A 21,235-nucleotide genomic window follows, 5' to 3' on the forward strand; every position below is an offset into this window, starting at 1 on the left:
GATGCGCGCGCCGACAGCGGCGCGCGCGGAAGATCGAAATGCACACGTTCAGAACGCCGCATCGGCACTCGCGGGCACGCGCTCGCCGCGCGCGACGAAACCGCCGGCGCGCTCGCCGGTCGGCTGGCCGTTTTCGTACGTCAGCACGCCGTTCACCCACACCGCGTCGATTCCGTGCGCGGGCTGTTGCGGCTTCTCGAACGTCGCCGCGTCGATCACGCTCGCCGGATCGAACAGCACGAGATCCGCGTGGTAGCCGACGTGCACCTCGCCGCGCTTCGCGATCCCGTAGCGGCGCGCGGACAGCGACGTCATCTTGCGGATCGCCTCCTCGAGCGGCAGCAGGTTCGTATCGCGCACGTAGTGACCGAGCACACGCGGAAACGCGCCCCATAGCCGCGGATGCGGCAGCGGATCGTTCGGCAGCCCGTCGGAGCCGACCATCGTCGCCGGATGCGACAGGATTCGGCGCACGTCGTCTTCGGACATGTTGTGGTACACGGCGCCCGCGGGCCGGATGCGCTGCGCGGCTTCCTGCTCGGTCACGCCCCAGTCGGCCGCGATCGCCTTCAGCAGCTTGCCCGCGACTTCCGGGTGCGGCTCCGACCACGTGATCGTGATGTCGATGTCGCCCGTCACCTGCTTCAGGTCGAGCGTCGACGAGCTGCGGCTGTACGGATAGCAGTCGCAGCCGACCGGCTGGTAACGTCGCGCGCCGTCGAGCGACGCGAGCACCTCGGTGCTGCGCCCCCAGTTCGACGGGCCCGCGCACTTCAGGTGCGAGATCACGACCGGCACCCGCGCGTGGCGGCCGACGCGATAGGCCTCGTCCATCGCGTCGAGGATCGCGTCGAACTCGGTGCGCATGTGCGTCGTATACAGCGCGCCGGCCTTGGCGAGCGGCTCGGCGAGCGCCATCACTTCCTCGGCCGGCGCCGCGAACGCGGAGCCGTACGCGAGGCCCGACGACAGGCCGAGCGCGCCGTTCGCGAGCGCCTCCTCGAGCTGCGCGCGCATGCCGGCGATCTCGTCGTCGGTCGCCGCGCGGTCGAGGCGGTCCATATGGTTGTTGCGCAGCGCCGTATGGCCGACGAGCGCCGCGACGTTCACGGCCGGGCGCGCAACGTTCACGGCCGCGACGTAAGCGGCGAAGGTCGGGTACTGGAACGCGCCGCGCTCGCCGAGCAGGTTCATCGGGTCGGGCGGATCGCCCGCGAGCGTCACCGGCGATGCGCTGATCCCGCAGTTGCCGACGATCACGGTCGTCACGCCCTGCGAGATCTTCGGGATCATCTCCGGCGCACGGATCACGTGCGTGTCGTCATGCGTGTGCACGTCGACGAACCCCGGCGCGAGCGCACGGCCGTTCGCGTCGACGACGTGCTCGGCCAGCCAGTTCGACAGGTTGCCAATCGCCGCGATCAGGCCGTTGCGGATCGCGACGTCGCGCATGACGGGCGGCGCGCCGGTGCCGTCGTACAGTTGCGCGCCGACGATCAGCGTATCGGCGGCTTCGGGATGCGAATGCATGGTCAGTCTCCTACCGGTTGACGGTCTCCGCCGCCACGGTGCGCATCGAGCGCGTGTTTGATGCGGCGCAGCGATTCCCGGCCCGCATCGCCGAGCCGCAACGCGACGCCGGTGACGAGCACGTCGATCGCCATCATCATCGCGTAGCGCGACGTCGACGGCTTGTAGATGAAATCGGTTTCGAACGCGACGACGGGAATCAGGTGGTCGGCGAGCTTCGCGAGCGGCGACGCCGGCGCGGTGATCGCGATCAGCTTCGCGCCATAGCGCTTCGCGAGCCGACAGCTTTCGAGCAGCTCGGGCACGCGCCCGCTCACCGACAACGCGACGACGACGGTATCGCTCGACAGCGTCGCGGCCACCATCCGCTGCAACAAGCTGTCCTGGTAGCTCGCGACCGGCCGGCCGAAGCGCACGAGCCGGAAGCGCAACTCGTCGGCCAGCGCGGTCGAGCCGCCGCCCTGCCCGTACACGTAGGTCATCTTCGCGCCGGCGAGCAGGTCGGCCGCCGCGTCGAACGACGTGTTGCGCAACAGCTGGTGGTTGTGCGCGAGCGCCACGCGGATCTCGTCGTAGACCATCGACGCAGGGTTCGCGTCGTCGGCCGGCGCGTCGTCGGACGGCACCAGAAAGCGCTGGCCGACCGCCGCCGCCTGCGCGACGAGCACCTTCAGTTCGCGCACGTCGCGGCAGCCGACGGCCTTCGCGAAACGCGTGACCGTCGCGACGCTGACCTCCGCGTCGCGCGCGAGCGCGCCGATGCTCGCATGCGCGGCGCGCGCCAGATCGGCGAGGATGAACGCGGCGACCTTGCGCTCGGCCTCGCGCAGCTCGGGCGCGCACTCGGCGATCCGCGCGACGATGTCGAGGACCGGCGGGGCGACCTGAGCCGGATAAGGCTCGGCGGCGAGCGGAGTGGGCGGGGAAGCGGGCGTGTTCATCGACGGAAAAGGGTATGAAGCCTGATGTTATTAAATAACATCACCGCGCCGATGCTACTTTCTGTACCATCTGCATGTCAACTTCAGTGCAATGCATAGTGATGATGGAGCGGGATGACATGAAAGTTACAAACTATCAGGAAGCGACGATCGATCCGTTCGGCAAGGGTCTGGGCAATGTGCCGAGCGCGAGCGTGCCGCTCGGCGACGCGGGCCGGCTCGAATGGAACCTGCTCGCGGAAGACGTCAGCCTGCCGGCCGCCGTGCTTTACGAGGATCGCGTCGAGCACAACCTGAACTGGATGCAGGCGTTCGTGCAGAAATACGGCGTCAAGTTCGCGCCGCACGGCAAGACGACGATGGCGCCGCAGTTGTTCCGCCGCCAGCTCGACGCCGGCGCGTGGGGCATCACGCTCGCGACCGCGCACCAGACGCAGGCCGCGTATCACGGCGGCGTGCGGCGCGTGCTGCTCGCGAACCAGTTGGTCGGCCGCCAGAACATGACGATCATCGCGGGGCTGCTGTCCGATCCCGATTTCGAATTCTTCTGTCTCGTCGATTCCGCGGAAAGCGTCGACCAGCTCGGCCGCTTCTTCGGCGACGCGAAGAAATCGCTGAACGTGCTGATCGAACTCGGCGTGCCGGGCGGCCGCGCGGGCGTGCGCGATGCCGCGCAGCGCGAGGCCGTGCTGGCCGCGATCGCGCGCTATCCGGACACGCTGAAGCTGGCCGGCATCGAACTCTATGAAGGCGTGCTGAAAGAGGAAGGCGAGATCCGCGCGTTCCTGCAACAGGCGGTCGCGCTCACGCGCGAGCTGGCCGAAGCCGGCCGCTTCGCGCGCACGCCGGCGATCCTGTCCGGCGCCGGTTCGGCGTGGTACGACGTGGTCGCGGAGGAATTCAGGAAGGCGTCCGACGCGGGCTTCGCGGAAGTCGTGCTGCGTCCGGGCTGCTACCTGACGCACGACGTCGGCATTTACAAGAAGGCGCAGACCGACGTGTTCGCGCGCAACCCGATCGCCCGTTCGATGGGCGAAGGGCTGCTGCCGGCGCTGCAGCTGTGGGCGTACGTGCAGTCGGTGCCGGAAGCCGATCGCGCAATCGTCGCGCTCGGCAAGCGCGATGCGGCGTTCGATGCGGGCCTGCCCGAGCCGGCGCGCCACTTCCGCCCGGGCCGCGACACCGCGCCGCGCGACGTCGTCGCCGCCGAAGGCTGGGCCGTCACCGGGATGATGGACCAGCACGCGTACCTGCAGATCCCGCCGGGCGCGGACGTGAAGGTCGGCGACATGGTCGCGTTCGACATCTCGCACCCGTGCCTGACGTTCGACAAGTGGCGCCAGGTGCTCGTGCTCGATCCGCAGTTCCGCGTGACGGAAGTCGTCGAAACCTTCTTCTGACGCGCGCCCGGCGCGCGACGCCGCCCGGCTGCGCACGCGGGGCGGCCGTCACGCGCGCTTCAATCTGCGGGAGTACACTGCGCTTTCGTCCTCGGGGCCCGTCGCGGCCGTCATGCACGGCGCGAGCGGGCCTTCAACGCCGCTTCACTGGAGAAAGCCATGGCCGCGAAGAAGATCCTGTTCCTGACCGGCGATTTCGCCGAAGACTACGAAACGATGGTGCCGTTCCAGGCGCTGCAGGCCGTCGGCCACCACGTCGATGCAGTCTGCCCGGGCAAGCGCGCGGGCGACAAGATCAAGACCGCGATCCACGATTTCGAGGGCGACCAGACCTATACCGAGAAGCCCGGCCACCACTTCACGCTGAACGCGGCATTCGACGACGTCGATGCGGCACGCTACGACGCGCTCGCGATCGCGGGCGGCCGGGCGCCCGAATATCTGCGACTCGATCCGAAGGTGATTTCGCTCGTGCGCGAGTTCGCCGAAGCCGGCAAGCCGATCGCGGCGATCTGCCATGCGGCGCAACTGCTCGCGGCCGCCGACGTGATCCGCGGAAAACGCATTTCGGCGTACCCGGCCTGCGCGCCGGAGGTGAAGCTCGCGGGCGGCGAATACGCGGACATCCCGGTCGACGCGGCCGTGACCGACGCACCGTTCGTCACCGCGCCCGCATGGCCCGCGCATCCGGCGTGGCTCGCGCAGTTCCTCGCGCTGCTCGGCACGCGCATCGAGCTGTAAAGCTGCGTCCCATCGGAATGAAATGAAGCGATGGCCGGCGGCACGGACGTGCCGCCCGGCTCCGCGGATCAACGCGCGACCGGCGTCGACCCGACGTCCGCGATCCGCGATTCCAGCATCGCGAGCGCACCCGACAGTGCATTGAGCACGTCGTCCGGCAACTGCGCCATCGTCTGTTCGAGAAACGCCTTGCGGCGCGGCAGGCATGCGTCGAACGCGGCGCGGCCTGCGTCCGTCAGCGTGACGTTGGTCACGCGGTTGTCGCGCGCGTCCGATTCGCGTTCGATCCAGCCGAGCGCGTCGAGCGACTTCAACTGGCGCGTGAGCGCGCCCGGATCGATGCGCAGCACTTCGACGAGCTTCTTCTGCGACGCATGCCCGTCCATCGTATGCAGCGCGACCATGATGCGCCAGCGCGGCATCGGCTGCCCGACGTGCGCCTCGAACGCGGTCATGAAGGCGCGATACGTGCGTCCGAATTGCTGCAAGATCGCGACGCGGTCCTGTTCTTCCATGCGCTGATTTCGTTCCGGTGAATCGTTGAGTCGTCGAATCGCTCGCCCGATCGGTCAATCGGCCGCGACGTGCGGTTCGATCTTGCGCCGCAGCGCGATCGGCGGCACGCGGCGGCACTGCCACACCGACACCACGGCGACGACGGCCGCCATCGCGACGCCCAGGTGAATCGCGCCGACCAGCGATTCGCGGGCCGCCTCCAGCAGCAGCGCGCCATTATGCCCGGCACGCGTCAACTCCGCGACAAGGCCGCCCTGCGCCGCGCGATCGATCAGGATCTGCGGATCGGCGAGCCGCGCGTGCCACTGCATCGCCTGATCGGCGGACAGCGCGCTGCGCACGCCGCTCGAATACATCTGATTGACGAGCGTGCCCGTGAGCGCGGTGCCGAGCATCCCGCCGACCATCCGCAGCGACTGCAGCAGCGCGGTCGCGATGCCGAGGTGCTCGCGGCCGGCCGTCTGCTGCGCGAACACGGTGAGGTTCGGCAGCACGAAGCCGAGCCCGATGCCGCCCGCGACCATCAGCGCCATCAGCCCCCACGCGGGCGTCGTGTGGGTCGACACGACGATGCCCGCGCACGCGATGGCGAACAGCACGAAGCCGACGTGCAGCATCGTGTTCGGGTTGCGAATGCGCGTGACGACGCGGCCGTTCATGATGCTGCCGATCGTGATGAACACGACGAGCGGCGTGATCACGAGCCCGGCCTCCTTCGGCGACATCCCGAAGCCGCCCTGGAACAGCAGCGGCGCGTAGAACAGCAGCGAGAACATCGAGAACCCGGCGAGGATCGCGAGTACGAACAGCGCGGACAGCGCGCGATTGCCGAACATGTCGAACGGCAGAATCGGCTGCGCGCAGCGCTTCTCCCAGTGCCACAGGCCGAGGCCCGCCGCGACCGCGACGACGAGCAGCAGCGACGCCCAGCTCGCGACGCCGTACTTCGGCAGCCATTCGACGAACAGCTGCAGCGCGCCGAGCGACAGCGCGATCAGGAGCGCGCCCGGCCAGTCGAGCCGCATCTTGCGATCGTGCGCGACGTGGCGCAGGTGCGGCAGGTAGCGCCACACGAAGATCAACGACAGGATGCCGATCGGCAGGTTCACGTAGAACACCGAACGCCAGCCGAACGACTGGGTCAGGAAGCCGCCGAGCGACGGCCCGACCGCGTTCGCGATGCCGAACGCGGAGCTCATCAGCACCTGCCAGCGCAGCCGCACGACGGAATCCGGAAACAGGTCGGGAATGCATGCGAACGCGGTGCCGACCAGCATCCCGCCGCCGATCCCCTGCAGCCCGCGCGCGAGCACGAGGGTCAGCATGTCGTTGGCCATTCCGCACAGCACCGATGCGCCGGTGAACACGACGATCGACACGATCACGAAAGGCTTGCGGCCGTAATAGTCGCCGAGGCGGCCGAAAATCGGCACCGTGATCACGGAACTGAGCAGGTACGAGGTCGCGACCCACGCGTACAGGTCGAAACCGCGGAGTTCGGCGACGATGGTCGGCAGCGCGGTGCCGACGACCGTCTGGTCCAGCGCGACCAGCATGGTGACGAACGAGATCCCGATCATCGCGAGCAGCGATTCGCGGAACGGCAGGACTTGCCCGCTCGAATGGTGGGCGGCAGTATGAACGGCCATTTTTTGTCGACGCAACTTTTGCCGGGTCAAATAATCTCAAAATTCTAGCATGCCGGAGTAATCTAGGCTGGCGAGGGTTCAGCGCCCGTTCACGCCAAGGAGAAAGATGGAACCGATTTCAATCACCCCCGCGACGGCGCTGTCGGCCGACGATCGGGACGCGCTGCGCCGCGCGAAGCAGGTGCTGGAAAGCCCGTCGCTGACGATGAAGCTGACGGGTGTGCTCGGCGCGCCGGTCGAGAAAATGATCGCGCGGCTGCCGGACTTCGCGACCGGCAAGATCAACGATGCGACCCAGCTCGCGCTGCGCAAGTGCCTGAACATCGCGCTGCGCACGCTGGGCAAGCCGCAGGCGCCGGACGCCGAACCCGAGAAGCCGAGCAACCTGCTGCACAAGCTCGCGGTCGCGACGACCGGCGCGGCGGGCGGCGCGTTCGGCTTTCTCGCGCTGCCGGTCGAGCTGCCGGTGACGACCACGCTGATCTTCCGCTCGGTATGCGACATCGCGCGCAGCGAAGGCGAGGACCTGACGTCGGTCGATACGCAGCTGCAATGCCTGGCCGTGCTCGGCATGGGCGGCAACCCGGACAAGCAGGAGGAGGACGCCGATCTCGGCTATTTCGTGCTGCGCGGCGCGCTCGCGCAGGCGATCTCGAAGGCGTCGTCGGACATCACGGCCAAAGGCATCGCCGCGCACAGCTCGGCGGCCGTGTTCAAGCTCGTGCAGACGGTGGCGTCGCGCTTCTCGGTGCAAGTGACCGAGCAGATGGCCGCGAAGTCGATCCCGGCGATCGGCGCCGTGCTCGGCGCGACCGTCAACACGCTGTTCATCGACCACTTCCAGCAGATGGCGCACGGCCACTTCACCGTGCGCCGGCTCGAACGCAAGTACGGTTCGGTGGCCGTCAAGGCCGCCTATCAGGCGATCGACGCCTCGCCCGCACGCTGAACCGCGCGCTCGACCGCGACGCGGCGCACGAACGCGGCCGCGCGGTCGAGCGCGTCGCGTGCTTCCGGCACCATGGGCGCGTACAACTGCCACACGTGCGGCATGTCGGGCCACACGTCGATGTCCACCTGAACGCCGGCCGCCTTCGCCTTCTCGGCGACGCGGCGCGAATCGTCGAGCAGCACCTCGGTGCTGCCGACCTGGATGTATAGCGGCGGCAGGCCCGTGAAATCCGCGTAGAGCGGCGATGCGTACGGATGCGTCGCCGGCGCGTCGCCGAGATACAGCTTCGCGGCCTTCGGCAGCGCCGCGGCCGCGAACATCGGATCGCGGCCGTCGTTGCCGCGCATCGTGTCGCCGGTGCCGGCGAGGTCCGTCCACGGCGAGAACAGGATCGCGCCGGCCGGCAGCGGCTCGCCGCGGTCGCGCAGCGCGACGAGCGTCGCGAGTGCGAGGCCGCCGCCCGCCGAATCGCCGCCGAACACGATCGACTCGGGCGGCGTGCCGAGCGCCAGCAGTTCGTGGTACGCGGCGAGCGCATCGTCGAGTGCGGCCGGGAAGCGGTTTTCGGGCGCGAGCCGGTAGTCGAGCGAGAAGGAACGCACGCCCGCGCGCTTCGTCAGCCCGAACACCAGCGGGCGGTGGGTTTTCGTCGAACAGAAGTAGTAGCCGCCGCCATGGAAATACAGCAGCGTGCGGCCGGGCCCGCGCGCGGCGCCCGAGTCGGCGCGCTCGAGCCATTCGCCGCGCAGCGGTGCGTCGCCCGGGCCGTAGCACTGGCGCAGCCGGTAGCCCGACGGCGGGCGGCGCGGCACGATCATCCGCAGGTCGGTAAAGCGCCGGGCACGCGCGGGGTCGAGCACCTCGCGCGTGGTTTCCGGACGAAACTGCCAGCGCAGCAGCCAGCAGGCGAACTTGCTTTGCCAACTCATCGGACGCACTCCGTCATCAGAATGTGACGATGGTACGGGCGAACGCTCCCGCGTCGCTCGACAAGTGCCTCTACATCAAACGCCGGCGCTCAGTTCGCCGGCATCATCTGGCCGCGGATCTCGCCGGCCGGGTGCTCCTTCGTATGGATGTTGAAGTACCACTTGCCGCCCATCAGGTCGGTGACCTGCTCGTCGGTGAGCGCCTTCGAACCCTTGATGGGGCTCGCCAGCTCGTCCTTCGGAATCGGCACCTGCACGCCGGCGTTCTGGCCGACCGGCGCGGGCCCGTGGAAATGCGCGGCCGTGGCCGGCCCGGTGAGGTGCGCATAAGTGACCGTCCACTGCAGCGTATGGGTGGCCGTATCGTAAGTGGCGTCGACGGCGCCCGAGCCCTGGGTCGCCGTCGGCGGCACTTCGCTCGACGGCTGCAGACTGGCGGACAGGCGCACCGTTTCGGCAGCGGCGCTGCCGGCGGCCAGCACGCCCGCCAACAACGCAACCTGGAGCAAACGCAGCTTGAGCATGGAGTCTCCTTGTACGACGTGGTACGCCGCCGGAACGGGGGCGCTACGCATGATGGTAGTCGATCGCCGTCGCGCCGGCAGTCCGCCGAACGGCCATGCCGCGAATCGCCGCCCCGCCCGTCGGCGCGCCGCCGTGGCCGACGATCCGGCGCGACGCCGCTCGCCCCGGTCTGCGTCAGTCTGGAACAGACCTTTGCAGCCTGATGGCTGAATCCAGGCGCGGCGTTTCGCTACACTTCGTTCCACAGTTGCTTGTTTCCTTCGTCCGAAGGAGTCTGCGAGTATTCACGCGGCCACCCGGCCGCGTTTTTTTTGCATGCGCCGCGCGTCACGCGCGGTAACCCGGATCGATCCGGTCGACGATCCGCTGCAGCGCGTCGAACGCGTCCTGCCCCGCGCCATGCTTCGGATCGAAATTCAGCGAATCGCGCACGCACCCTTCGAGCACGGGCGGCGCAATCGGCAGCGCATCGCCGATCGCATGCGTCGCGACCTGTACCTCGCATGCACGGTTGAGGAGCCACATCAGCGCAAACGTCTGCGCGAGCGTCGCGCCGATCGTCACGGGCCCGTGGTTGCGCAGCAGCAGCACGGGGCGCCCGCCCGCGCTGTCGACGATGCGCCGGCCTTCCTCGAGATGCACGGTGATGCCTTCGAAGTCGTGATACGCGATCTTCCCGTACAACTGCGCCGAATAGAAATTCGAGAACGACAGCCCGTCGCGCGAGCAGCATACGGCCATCGTCGGCGTGGTGTGCACGTGCATCACGCAGTGCGCATCGGGCAGCGCCGCATGGATCGCGCTGTGGAACGTGAAGCCGGCCGGATTGATCGGCCAGTCGGAATGGCCGATCACGTTGCCGTCGATGTCGATCTTCACGAGGTTCGACGCGCACACCTCGCGGTAATGGAGCCCGAACGGATTGATCAGGAAATGGCCATCCTCGCCCGGCACGCGCAGCGAGATATGGTTGTAGATCAGCTCGGTCCAGCCGAGATGATCGAAGATCCGGTAGGCGGCCGCGAGTTGCACCCGCGCCTGCCATTCGGCTTCGGAGAAGCGCGCGGGGCGCGTGAACGGCTGGTTCGGTACACGTTGCATGGGGAACTCCGGTTGTGGCGGCGAGCGGCGAGCGGCGAGCGGCGCTGCGCATCGTCCATCGCCTGCCGGCGCCGCAAGCGATGCATGCGCCGCGTATGCGCCGCATGTGCGGCGCGTCGTTCCGGCCCGCATTGCGCGAGCGCTCCGCCGGCGCCCTTCACGATAGGCATATCGTTGCGCGCACAACCATATCACCTTTCGCCGCGCACCGGTATCGCGGGTTTCGCCGGAGCTGTTCCCGCCCTTACAACTGGTCGTCGACCGGCAGCAGCGTGAAGATGCCGGTCATTACGTTGCGCAGCAGTCCCGCATGCGGGTCGACGTGATAGGTGGTGGTCTGACCGTCGTCGGTGCCCGTCCATTCGAGCGCGGGCGGGCTGCCGTCGGCCCGCTTGGCGAGCGTCACGCGGTAGCTTTCGTCCGGCTGCGTCACGCGCGCGAAGATCGCCGCGGCCTGCTGCGCGAGCACCGGGCTGTGGATCACGAGCGCGAGCTCGGTGTTCAGGTACGCGGAACGCGGGTCGAGGTTCAGCGAGCCGATCACGAGGATTTGCCGGTCGATCACGTACGCTTTCGCATGCAGGCTCGCGCGCGAGCGCGACCCGAACAGCCGCGCGGGCTGCTGGTCCGGCTGCGATTTGAATTCGTACAGCTCGACGCCGCGCTGCAGCAACGGCACGCGGTATGGTGCATAGCCGGCCTGCACCGCGACCGCGTCGGTCGCCGCGAGCGAATTCGTGACGATCGCGACGCGCACGCCGCGCGCGGCCGTGTCGCCGAGGATCTTCACGCCGGCGTCGTGCGGCACGAAGTACGGCGAAAACGCGAGGAATTCCTTCTGCGCGCCGCGCGTCAGCTCGGCCAGGCGCTGCATCGGCGGGCTCACGTACGTGCCGGTCGGCCGCGCGACCTTGGTCGGCGCATCGACCTTGAATTCGGCCGGCGCCCACACGAGTTCGAGTTCGGCGCGCGCGATCTGCCGGGCGAGCGGCGTCGCGTTCAGCGGCTTCGCGTTGTACGGATCGGCGTTCTTGCGCCAGTGCTCGCGCAGCTCGTCGCGCATCGCGTCGAGATCCTTAGGATCGAACTTCTGATGATTGAGCACGCGCAACGGATAGCTGCTCGCGCTCGCCCAGTAGTCGTCGAAGCTCTTCGAGATGTCGTGGGTCACGGGGCCGGCCGCCAGCACGTCGAGATCGCGGAACTGGAGCGTCGGGCTCGCACTGAAATATTCGTCGCCGAGATTGCGGCCGCCGACGATCGCGAGCTGGTTGTCCGTGATCATCGCCTTGTTGTGCATCCGGCGCGTGAAGCTGTCGATCCGCGTGAAGAAGTTGGCCGTGCGCTCGACCACCCCGCGCTGCGACGCGCCGAACGGGTTGAACACGCGGATCTCGATGTTCCGGTGCGTATTGAGCGCAGCCATCACGCGATCGATATCGTCGAAGTTCAGGTCGTCGACCAGCATCCGCACGCGCACGCCGCGATCGGCCGCGTACAGCGCCGCGCCGAGCAGCAGCTTGCCGGTCGTGTCCTCGGTCGCGATGTAGTACTGCATGTCGAGCGTCTTCGTCGCCGCCCGCGCGAGCGCGATGCGCATCTGCAGTGCGGTGGCGCCGTCGGCCAGCAGCCGGAAGCCCGACTGTCCCGGATGCGCGGCTTCCGGCGCGGCCAGTGCGTCGCGCAGCGGTGTCGCGGTATCGGCCGGCAACGCGTGGGAGACGGGGCGATCGAGCGAGGTGGCAGGCGGATGCGTCGCGCACGCGGCGAGCGGCAGCAGTGCGCAGACGACCAGCGCGCGGGCCTGGCGGCATGCGGCGCGCCACGGCGGCACGGCCGGTGCGCGCCGGATCAGGGACGTGAGCACGAAAGCTTCCTCGACAGTCGGATCAATGGGCACGTCATCGCCGCGGCGCGCGGCTGACAGGCGGTTGCGGTCGATTCTAGTGGGCGCCCGACGAACCGGTCAATTAGGCGGGGCCGCATGCCGCGCCGAGCAACCGCCACGCGCGCCGTGCGGCGCGGCGTCTCGTCCGCGACGGCCGCCGCGCAAGCCATTGCAGCCACTGGTCCGACCAATCTCACGACGCGTCGCCGCTGCGCTCGAAATGGCTGCGCACGTAGTCGATATGCGTCTGCATCGCGGTGCGCGCCTCCTCGGGGCGGTGCGCGCAAATCGCGTCGCATACCACCCGGTGCTGCAACAGGAGCAACTCGGATGCCTGCTCGTCCCCCATCGTCATCCCAGCCACGTTGATCGAAATGTGCTCGCGCAACATCCCGATCACGCTCGTATGCAGATGCAGGAACATCGTGTTGTGCGACGCGAGCGCGATCGCCTCGTGCAATTTCGCATCGGTCGCGGCTTCGACGGCCGCGTCATCGTTCGCGTGCGCGGTTTCGAGCTCGCGCAGCAGCGCGCGAATCCGGCGCCGGTCGTTCGCATCGGCCCGCAGCGCGGCGAAATAGGCGGTCGCGCCTTCCAGCACGCGGCGGAATTCGAGGATGTCGTCGCGCAGCGCCGGATGATCGGCGACCAGTTGGCCCCATGGCGACGCGATGCCGGCGCGCAACTGGTCGGTCACGTAGACGCCCGCGCCGCGCCGGCTCTGCAGCAGCCCGCGCGCGACGAGCCGCTGGGTCGCCTCGCGCACCGTATTGCGCGCGACGCCGTACTGCAGCGCGAGCACGCGCTCGGCCGGCAGCCGCGCGCCGGCCGGCCACGTGCCGTCGAGCAGCGCCGTCTCGATCTTGCGCATCACCACTTCGGTCCGGCCCCGTGCCGTCATCGCCGCCATCGTCGCGTCTCCCCGCGGAATGCGTGCCGCGCCGATTGGCCCAACCAATTTGAGCTGCGGCGCGGACGCGGCAATTATGCAGCGAAATCGACGCTCCGCACGCCGGACCGTCGCCTCTGGAGCGAGACATGAACCCACGGCCGTACCCCACCGCCCCCGCGCACGTCTATCTGTTCGCGACCTGCCTGGTCGACCTGTTCGTCCCCGAAGCGGGGCTCGACGCGGTCCGCCTGCTGGAACGCGAGGGGCTGACCGTCCACTATCCGCGCGGCCAGAGCTGTTGCGGGCAGCCGGCCTACAGCAGCGGCAATCCCGACGAAGCGCGCCGCGTCGCGGCCGCGCAGCTCGACCTGTTCGCGCAACCGTGGCCGGTGATCGTGCCGTCCGGTTCGTGCGCGGGCATGATCCGGCACCATTGGCCGGCGCTGTTCGCCGACGATCCCGTTCACGGCCCGAAAGCGCGCGCGATCGCGGAGCGGACCTACGAACTCGCCGAATTCCTCGTCCACGTGCTCGACGTGCAGCTCGACGCGGTGGTGGCCGACGCCGGCCCCGGCGAACGCGTCGTACTGCACACGTCGTGCGCGGCACGGCGCGAGATGGGCACGCGCGTGCACGGCGTCGCGCTGGTCGACGCGCTGCCGGGCGTGACGCGCATCGAACACGAACGCGAGTCCGAATGCTGCGGCTTCGGCGGCACGTTCTCGCTGAAGCATCCGGACATCTCCGGCGCGATGGTGCGCGACAAGGTCGCGTCGGCCTGCGCGACCGGTTGCGACCGGCTCGTGTCCGCAGACTGCGGCTGCCTGCTGAACATCGGACACGCCGCGGCCAAGGCCGGCGCGGCGCTGCCCGTCGAGCATCTCGCGAGCTTCCTGTGGCGCCGCACGGCCGGCGCCGGCTCGTTGCGCGGAGATTCGCAATGAGCGCACGCGACGCGATCCTCGCGCGACTGCGCGCCGCCGCACCGGGCGTCGCGACGAACGCCGCGCCCGCGCTCGATGCACGCATCGACGCGCATTACGACACGCGCCGTGCTTTGGCCGGCCCCGCCCTGGATGCACGCGTGCAGGCGATGCAGACGGCGCTCGCCGCGTCGCATGCCGAAGTCTGGTGCGCGAGCGCCGACGCATGGCCCGCGCAGCTCGCCGCACGTCTGGCCGATGCCGGCGTGCGCCGCCTGCTGCTCGACCCGGCCCGCGCCGAATCCGCGGCGCTCGCCCGCGCGCTGCCCGAACCGGTCGCGCCGGTGCCGTTCGACCGGCCGATCGACGCCTGGAAAACCGAACTGTTCGACACGATCGACGCGGGCTTCACCGTCGCACGCTCGGGCATCGCGGCGACCGGCACGCTGGTGCTTGCGCCCGATGCCGGCACGCCGCGCACGGTGTCGCTGGTGCCGCCGCTGCACGTCGCGCTCGTGCATGCGAGCACGCTGCATGCGGACCTGCACGCCGCCGTGCAGGCCGAGCGCTGGCCAGCCGGCATGCCGACCAACCTCGTGCTGGTATCGGGCCCGTCGAAGACGTCCGACATCCAGCAGACGCTCGCCTATGGCGCGCACGGCCCGCGCCGCCTGTGGGTCGTGATCGTCACCGATTCGGCCGCGCCGTCGGCCGCCCCCGCTTGCGAGGAGCTACCGCGATGAGCGACCACACGCTGCAATTCGTCGCCCCCGGCGACTTCAAGACCCGTGCGCGCGCCGCGCTCGACGATCCGGCGCTGCGCCGCAGCTTTCGCGGCGCGATGGACTTCCTGCAAGGCAAGCGCGCGACGCAATTCCCCGACGACACCGAGCTGCAGCACCTGCGCGATCTCGGCGAAGCCGTCCGGCAGCACGCGCTCGCGCAACTGCCCGCGCTGCTCGAACGGCTGGAGACGAAGCTCACCGCAGCCGGCGTGCACGTGCACTGGGCCGAGACGGCCGCCGACGCGAACGCGATCGTGCTCGGCATCGCGCAGGCGAAGAAGGCGCGCCGCGTGATCAAGGGCAAGTCGATGGCGAGCGAGGAAATCGAGCTGAACCATTACCTCGCGGAGCACGGGGTCGACTGCATCGAATCCGACATGGGCGAATTCATCGTGCAGCTCGCGGGCGAGAAGCCGTCGCACATCGTGATGCCGGCGATCCACAAGACGCGCGCCGACATCGCCGAACTGTTCGAGGCGCACCTGCCCGGCACGCGCTACACGGAAGACGTCGACGAACTGATCCAGACCGGCCGGCGCGCGCTGCGCCGCGCGTTCGCGGAAGCGGACATCGGCCTGTCCGGCGTCAACTTCGCGGCGACCGACACGGGCACGCTGTGGCTCGTCGAGAACGAAGGCAACGGCCGCCTGTCGACGACGGTGCCCGACACGCACGTGGCGATCATGGGGATCGAGAAGGTGGTCGAGAAGCTCGAGCACATCGTGCCGCTGTCGAGCCTGCTCACGCGCTCGGCCACCGGCCAGGCGATCACGACCTACTTCAACCTGATCTCCGGCCCGCGCCGCGACGGCGAACGCGACGGCCCGCGCGAGCTGCATCTCGTGCTGCTCGACAACGGCCGCACGCAGGCGTACGCGGACGAACAGTTGCGCGCGACGCTGCAATGCATCCGTTGCGGCGCGTGCATGAATCACTGCCCCGTCTATACGCGCATCGGCGGCCACGCGTACGGCACGACCTACCCGGGCCCGATCGGCAAGATCATCTCGCCGCACCTGCTGGGCCTCGACGCGACGGCCGACCTGCCGACCGCGTCGACGCTGTGCGGCGCATGCGGCGAGGTGTGCCCGGTGCGCATCCCGATCCCGCAATTGCTCGTGCGGCTGCGCACCGAAGCGAACCGCAAGCCCGACGAACCGGTCGCGCATCCGTTGCGCGGCCAGGGCGCGACCTACGACCGCACGGAAGAACTCGTGTGGCGCTTCTGGTCGGGCGCGTTCGCGCATCCGCGCGCGTACCGCGCATTCCGCTGGGCCGCGACGCGCCTGCGCGCGCTCACGCCCGCGAAACAACTGGGCTGGACGCAGCACCGCACGCCGCTCGAACCGGCGCCGCGCAGCCTGTCCGACCTGCTGCGCGCCCGCGGCCAGCCCGAATAGCGCATCCGCTTTCAAACCCGTACCCCGATAAATCCATGGAGGAGACCACCATGCAGGTTTGGCACCAGATCTACACCCCGCTCGGCAGCCTCGGGCTGTCGGCGCTCGTCGCCGCGATTCCGATCATCTTCTTTTTCGTCGCGCTCGCCGTGCTGCGGATGAAGGGCCACGTCGCCGCCGCGATCACGCTGCTGCTGGCGCTCGGCGTCGCGATCGTCGCGTACGGCATGCCCGTGCCGCAAGCGCTCGCGGCGGCCGGCTTCGGCTTCGCGTACGGCTTGTGGCCGATCGCGTGGATCATCGTCGCGGCGGTGTTCCTGTACAAGATCGTCGTGAAGACCGGCCAGTTCGACATCATCCGCGCGTCGGTGCTGTCGATCACCGACGACCAGCGGCTGCAGATGCTGCTGATCGGCTTCTCGTTCGGTGCGTTCCTCGAAGGCGCGGCCGGCTTCGGCGCGCCCGTCGCGATCACGGCCGCGCTGCTCGTCGGCCTCGGCTTCAAGCCGCTGCATGCGGCCGGACTGTGTCTCATTGCCAACACCGCGCCGGTCGCGTTCGGCGCGATGGGCATCCCGATCATCGTCGCCGGGCAGGTGACGGGCATCGACGCGTTCCACATCGGCGCGATGGCCGGCCGTCAACTGCCGCTGCTGTCGCTCGCGGTGCCGTTCTGGCTCGTGTTCATGATGGACGGGCTGCGCGGCGTACGGCAGACGTGGCCGGCCGCGCTCGTCGCGGGCGGCAGCTTCGCCCTCACGCAGTACTTCACGTCGAACCACATCGGGCCCGAGCTGCCGGACATCACGTCGTCGCTCGTGAGCCTCGTGTCGCTCGCCGCGTTCCTGAAGGTCTGGCAGCCGAGCAGCGCGAAGCAGACGGCAGGCGGAATCGTCGCGTCCGGCGGCGGCGCGGCGCTCGCCGGCTTCGGCGCGGGCGGCAACGGGGCGGGCGCGAGCCGCCAGGCGTCGCCGTACACGCTCGCGCAGACCGTGCGCGCATGGTCGCCGTTCCTGATCCTGACGGCCGTCGTCACCGTGTGGAGCATCGCGCCGTTCAAGGCGCTGTTCGCCGCGCACGGCGCGCTCGCGTCGACCGTGCTGAAGTTTCACGTGGCCGGGCTCGACCAGCTCGTCGTGAAGACCGCGCCGATCGCCGCGACGCCGAAGGCGCTCGACGCGGTGCTGAAGATCGATCTCGTGTCGGCGGTCGGCAGCGCGATCCTCGTGACCGCGCTGATCTCGATGGCGCTGTTGCGGATGAAGCCGCGCGACGCGCTCGTCACGTTCGGCGAGACGCTGAAGGAACTGACGCGCCCGATCCTGTCGATCGGCCTCGTGCTCGCGTTCGCGTTCGTCGCGAACTACTCGGGGATGTCGTCGACGCTCGCGCTGATGCTGGCCGCGACCGGCGGCGCGTTCCCGTTCTTCTCGCCGTTCCTCGGCTGGCTCGGCGTGTTCCTGACCGGCTCGGACACGTCGTCGAACGCGTTGTTCTGCTCGCTGCAGCAGGCCACCGCCCATCAGCTCGGCGTGCCCGAAACGCTCGCGGTCGCCGCGAACACGACGGGTGGCGTGACCGCGAAGATGATCTCGCCGCAATCGATCGCGGTCGCGTGCGCGGCGACGGGCCTCGTCGGCAAGGAATCGGAGCTGTTCCGCTTCACGGTGCGGCACAGCCTGCTGTTCGCGGTGATCGTCGGGCTGATCACGCTCGTGCAGGCGTACCTGCTGCCGGGAATGGTGCCGTAAGCGGCATGCAGGCACGGCCCAAAACAAAACCCCACGCCCGAACAACGAGCGTGGGGTTTTTCATGTCGCATGCCGATCGCCGGCGTCGACGGCCGGCGACCCACTACGCGATCAGCCGCGGAATCAACTGCCCTTCGCGATGCGATCCTGGATGTGCTGCGCACGGCTCGCCGACGACGGGTGCGAGCTCATCATCGAGCTCTGGCCGCCGTCCATCTGCGCGAGCTTCTGGAAGCCGGTGACGAGGCCCTTCTGGCTCATGCCCTTCTGCTTCATCAGGTCGAACGAGTAGTCGTCGGCCGCGCTTTCCTGCGACTGCGAGAACTGCGCGTTGATGAACTTCTCGGTGATGTCGCCCAGCTGCGAGCTCGACAGCGCCGCCACGCCCGGCGATGCCGCGCCGGCCGCGCTGCGCGCCGCGCTGACCGCGTACGCCGTCTGCATCGCCTTCTTCGAGTGGCCGAGTGCGACGTGGCCCATTTCATGGCCGATCACGCCGCGCAGCTCGTCGTCGTTCATCATGTCCATCAGGCCACTGTACACGCGCACGCAGCCGTTGCCCATCGCCCACGCGTTGACGTCCTTGGTCATGTAGACCTTGTAGTTGATCTTCTGGCCGTTCAGCGTCATGTCGCCGAAGCCCTTCATCACCTTCGTCAGGCGCTTCGCGTAGGCGCTGTTCGCCGGCGCGATCTTCGATTCGGCGTCGCTCGACTTGCACGACTCGTTCGACAGCGCGGCGATGTCGCTGTCCGACAGCGTCGCTGCCTTGTACAGGTTGGTCCCCGCCGACGTCAGGCTGTTCGCGTCAAGGCTCTGCACCCCGCCGCACGCGCTCAACAGAAACGCCACGCCACATGCCGCCACCGCTTTCTTGAGTTGCATCCCGGAATCCCTCGATAGTTGTATTTGGGAGCGGCGATTTTGCATAATCCGGCAGAAAATTACCAGTTGTTTACAGCGAATGACACGTTCATTACTCAGTGGATTGAAACGACGCGGCGATCCGGCCCCGCATTGACGACGAAAGGCGCGGCAATCGCCGCACCCGGCACGGCGACCGGGGCGGCCAGCGGACGGGCCGTCGCTCAGGCCGCCTGGTCGCGGCGCCGCGTCAGGCGGCGGGCGACGAGCATCGGCAGCCGCATCGCGAAGCCGGTGAACAGGCGCAGGTGCATCCACGCGAGCAGCGCGTTGTCGCGGCCGTAGTGAAAATGCGACACGCCGCCTTCGTGGCGGCCGAAATAGCGCACCGGCGCATCGATGCGGATCGGGCGCACGCCCGCCCAGCACAGCCGCACGGCCGCTTCGGGATCGAAGTCGAAGCCGCGCATCCACGGCTGGCGCCGCATGATCGCCGCCAGCGGCGCGACCGGATACACGCGAAAGCCGTACAGCGAATCGCCGATCCCGGCCCACAGCGTCTCGAGGTCGGCCCACGCGTTCGACAGCCGGCGCCCCTGCACGCGCAACTGCGGCGCGCTCGCGTCGAACTTCGGCACGCCGAGCACCATCGCGTCGGGCGCGGCCTGCGACGCCGCCATGAAAGCGGGAATCAGGTCGGCCGGATGCTGGCCGTCGGAATCCATCGTCAGCACGTGCGTGAAGCCGCCCGCGGCCGCCGCGTCGAGCCCCGCGAGCACCGCGGCGCCCTTGCCGCGATTCTCCGGCAGCACGATCACGCGCAGGCCGGGATCGCACTCGGCCATTGCCTGCAGCCGTTCGGCGCTGCCGTCGGTGCTGCCGTCGACGACGACCCACACCGGATTCCACCGCGCGCGGGCCTGGCGCACGGTCGTGTCGACCTTGGTGCCCGGGTTGTAGCTCGGAATCAGGACGAGATGGGTGGACGACGCGTGCAGCTTGGACATGGGAACAGCCGATGGTGAAGACGGGGATCCTGACAAAAGTGTATGACTCGCCGACGAACGCCGGCACGCGTCGTCGACGCCGGCCGCAGGCCGGACCGGCGGGCCGATCGTGAGGCTCTCGCGCTTCATGACAGCCACGCCATCGCATGACCGGCGCTGGCCTCGATCTCGACCAGCAGGTCGTCGCGACACACGTCCGCATGCACGAACAGCGGCCGCACATGAGGCCCGGCCGCGTCGCGCAGCACGCGCTCGATCGCGGCCAGCGCCGCGATATCGCCGGCGTCGCGCACATAGACGCGATAGCTCAGGTCGGCGAGCGAGAACGGGCCGTGCCCCTGCCGCGCGGCCTGCTCGAGCACCGCCGCGAGGTTCGCGACCGTCTCGCGCGTCTGCGCGACGACGTCGCCGCGATGGACGGTACGGTGCCCGACGATGCTCGCGGTGCCCGATACGAACAGCACCGGCGCCGCCTTCCCCTCGGCCCAAGCGGCGGCGCGCGCGAACGTCGGCGCACGCGGGCCGTACTGCGCCGGATAGTGATACGCGCTGACCTGGCGCGGGTTCTCGATGGAATCGGCCGGCGTGCGGCTCGCGAGGAAATGAATCGCGAGCGGCGCGGCCGGCGACGCATCGCCTGCGACCGGCACGACCGAGCCGAGCGCGCACGCGGCCGGCACACTGCCCGTGAGCGCGCGTCGGCACGCATCGAACGCACGCTGACGGCCGATATTGAACTGACGATAGCGCTCGATCCCGCCCTGCACCGCATTGATCGCCGGCACGGTGTTCCAGATCCGCAGCGGATGCGGCATGCCGAGCGTATCGAGCAGGTCGAACAGCGCGCGGTACGCCTCGAACGTCGCGCGTTCGAGCGGCGTGCCGCCGTCGTGCGGCGCGTCGTGCGGCGCGTCCGTCTCGTGCACGACGAGGCTGCCGAACACGAGCCCCGCCGCTTCACTGTAGCGGTAGTGCAGCGCACCGCGCCGCGCGCTGCGCAGGTCGTGCGCATCGCATTGCCAAAGCTCGCAGACGGCATCGCCCGGTGCAACCTCGGCGCCGAGCAGCGCCATCTGCACCGGCGCGACCGGCAGGCCGGGCGCAGCATCGGTCAGCCTCCGCGCCATTGCGTCGGCGCGCGACGCGTCCGGTGCTCCCGCCGCGCCGATGCACACCGCGCCCAGCGCGCCGGAAAATACGCGATCGAGTCCGTCGCCCCACGTGCGCGCGTCGCGCAGCAGCGCGGCGAGCCGCGCATCGGTCATCTGGACGAGCCGCAGCGCGCGCTCGCCGCCGTGCGCGAACGGCACGGCGGCGGGCAACAGCGGACTCGGGCGCCGTTCGGCGTCGACTGGATGCACGGACACTTCGATTTCCTCACTATGCGGCGCAGGCCGCGCGACCCCGCGGCACTGCACCGCGTGGCGTTACGTCAGGCCTA

The 21,235-nt window shown here is 69.2% G+C and carries 19 protein-coding genes; 7 read left to right on the forward strand and 12 right to left on the reverse strand.

All coding sequences use genetic code 11. From position 1 onward, the window contains the following. Positions 1–48 precede the first annotated feature (48 nt). On the reverse strand, positions 49–1,530 hold the full coding sequence (locus tag CFB89_RS14250; protein WP_089468425.1) for an amidohydrolase family protein: 1,482 nt from the start codon (positions 1,528–1,530) through the stop codon (positions 49–51). 2 nt (positions 1,531–1,532) lie between these two features. Beyond that, positions 1,533–2,471 carry a MurR/RpiR family transcriptional regulator gene (locus tag CFB89_RS14255; RefSeq protein WP_089468426.1) on the reverse strand — a complete coding sequence of 313 codons (939 nt, stop codon included), beginning with the start codon at positions 2,469–2,471 and terminating at the stop codon, positions 1,533–1,535. Between the two features lie 119 nt (positions 2,472–2,590). On the opposite strand from CFB89_RS14255, the gene CFB89_RS14260 reads away from it, so the two are divergent. Further along, positions 2,591–3,871 carry an amino acid deaminase gene (locus CFB89_RS14260; RefSeq protein ID WP_089468427.1) on the forward strand — a complete coding sequence of 427 codons (1,281 nt, stop codon included), beginning with the start codon at positions 2,591–2,593 and terminating at the stop codon, positions 3,869–3,871. A gap of 159 nt (positions 3,872–4,030) precedes the next feature. Next, a complete protein-coding gene (locus tag CFB89_RS14265) occupies positions 4,031–4,612 on the forward strand; it encodes a DJ-1/PfpI family protein (protein WP_089435629.1) in 582 nt (193 codons plus the stop codon). A gap of 68 nt (positions 4,613–4,680) precedes the next feature. On the opposite strand, the gene CFB89_RS14270 is transcribed toward CFB89_RS14265, so the two are convergent. After that, positions 4,681–5,127, reverse strand: coding sequence for a MarR family winged helix-turn-helix transcriptional regulator (locus CFB89_RS14270; RefSeq protein ID WP_069620876.1), 447 nt, complete (start codon positions 5,125–5,127; stop codon positions 4,681–4,683). 54 nt (positions 5,128–5,181) lie between these two features. Then, positions 5,182–6,777 carry an MDR family MFS transporter gene (locus CFB89_RS14275; protein ID WP_089468428.1) on the reverse strand — a complete coding sequence of 532 codons (1,596 nt, stop codon included), beginning with the start codon at positions 6,775–6,777 and terminating at the stop codon, positions 5,182–5,184. Positions 6,778–6,883: 106 nt separating this feature from the next. Between CFB89_RS14275 and CFB89_RS14280 the strand changes: the two genes are divergently transcribed. Beyond that, positions 6,884–7,726 carry an EcsC family protein gene (locus CFB89_RS14280; protein WP_089468429.1) on the forward strand — a complete coding sequence of 281 codons (843 nt, stop codon included), beginning with the start codon at positions 6,884–6,886 and terminating at the stop codon, positions 7,724–7,726. Here CFB89_RS14280 and CFB89_RS14285 read toward each other — a convergent pair. The 5 genes from CFB89_RS14285 to CFB89_RS14305 all read right to left on the reverse strand — a co-directional run bounded on the left by CFB89_RS14285 (position 7,696) and on the right by CFB89_RS14305 (position 13,082). Further along, on the reverse strand, positions 7,696–8,658 hold the full coding sequence (locus CFB89_RS14285) for an alpha/beta hydrolase (RefSeq protein ID WP_089468430.1): 963 nt from the start codon (positions 8,656–8,658) through the stop codon (positions 7,696–7,698). The genes CFB89_RS14280 and CFB89_RS14285 overlap by 31 nt on opposite strands. 89 nt (positions 8,659–8,747) lie before the next feature. Beyond that, positions 8,748–9,182, reverse strand: coding sequence for a CHRD domain-containing protein (locus CFB89_RS14290; RefSeq protein ID WP_089468431.1), 435 nt, complete (start codon positions 9,180–9,182; stop codon positions 8,748–8,750). Between the two features lie 328 nt (positions 9,183–9,510). Beyond that, the gene (locus CFB89_RS14295; protein ID WP_089468432.1) at positions 9,511–10,284 is read right to left on the reverse strand and encodes a class II aldolase/adducin family protein; all 774 of its coding nucleotides are present in this window, start codon (positions 10,282–10,284) and stop codon (positions 9,511–9,513) included. Positions 10,285–10,528: 244 nt separating this feature from the next. Next, entirely contained in the window at positions 10,529–12,151 is a 1,623-nt protein-coding gene (locus CFB89_RS14300) for a phospholipase D family protein (protein WP_089468433.1), read from the reverse strand. A gap of 214 nt (positions 12,152–12,365) precedes the next feature. Continuing rightward, a complete protein-coding gene (locus CFB89_RS14305) occupies positions 12,366–13,082 on the reverse strand; it encodes a FadR/GntR family transcriptional regulator (RefSeq protein ID WP_089468434.1) in 717 nt (238 codons plus the stop codon). 128 nt (positions 13,083–13,210) lie between these two features. Here CFB89_RS14305 and CFB89_RS14310 point away from each other — a divergent pair, with 128 nt between their 5' ends. The 4 genes from CFB89_RS14310 to CFB89_RS14325 are packed head-to-tail and all read left to right on the forward strand — an operon-like array spanning position 13,211 to position 17,923. Beyond that, a complete protein-coding gene (locus CFB89_RS14310) occupies positions 13,211–14,008 on the forward strand; it encodes a (Fe-S)-binding protein (RefSeq protein ID WP_089468435.1) in 798 nt (265 codons plus the stop codon). Next, positions 14,005–14,730 (forward strand): lactate utilization protein C, encoded by a 726-nt coding sequence (locus CFB89_RS14315; protein WP_089468436.1) that lies wholly within the window; start codon positions 14,005–14,007, stop codon positions 14,728–14,730. The genes CFB89_RS14310 and CFB89_RS14315 overlap by 4 nt, the downstream gene beginning before the upstream one ends. After that, positions 14,727–16,172 (forward strand): LutB/LldF family L-lactate oxidation iron-sulfur protein, encoded by a 1,446-nt coding sequence (locus CFB89_RS14320; protein ID WP_089468437.1) that lies wholly within the window; start codon positions 14,727–14,729, stop codon positions 16,170–16,172. Before CFB89_RS14315 ends, CFB89_RS14320 begins: the two co-directional genes overlap by 4 nt. A 50-nt stretch (positions 16,173–16,222) precedes the next feature. Further along, entirely contained in the window at positions 16,223–17,923 is a 1,701-nt protein-coding gene (locus CFB89_RS14325; protein WP_089468792.1) for a lactate permease LctP family transporter, read from the forward strand. A gap of 123 nt (positions 17,924–18,046) precedes the next feature. Here the strand turns inward: CFB89_RS14325 and CFB89_RS14330 are convergent, their stop codons facing one another. From CFB89_RS14330 to CFB89_RS14340, 3 genes are all read right to left on the reverse strand, one after another. Then, positions 18,047–18,808: a M48 family metalloprotease gene (locus CFB89_RS14330; RefSeq protein WP_089468438.1), complete on the reverse strand. Its 762-nt coding sequence runs from the start codon at positions 18,806–18,808 to the stop codon at positions 18,047–18,049. 203 nt (positions 18,809–19,011) lie between these two features. Further along, positions 19,012–19,794, reverse strand: coding sequence for a glycosyltransferase family 2 protein (locus tag CFB89_RS14335; RefSeq protein WP_089468439.1), 783 nt, complete (start codon positions 19,792–19,794; stop codon positions 19,012–19,014). 125 nt (positions 19,795–19,919) lie between these two features. Then, positions 19,920–21,212 carry an endoribonuclease L-PSP gene (locus tag CFB89_RS14340; protein ID WP_089468440.1) on the reverse strand — a complete coding sequence of 431 codons (1,293 nt, stop codon included), beginning with the start codon at positions 21,210–21,212 and terminating at the stop codon, positions 19,920–19,922. Positions 21,213–21,235: the final 23 nt, after the last annotated feature.

Origin of the sequence: Burkholderia sp. AU16741, assembly GCF_002223345.1 — a bacterium.
GTDB lineage: Bacteria > Pseudomonadota > Gammaproteobacteria > Burkholderiales > Burkholderiaceae > Burkholderia > Burkholderia sola.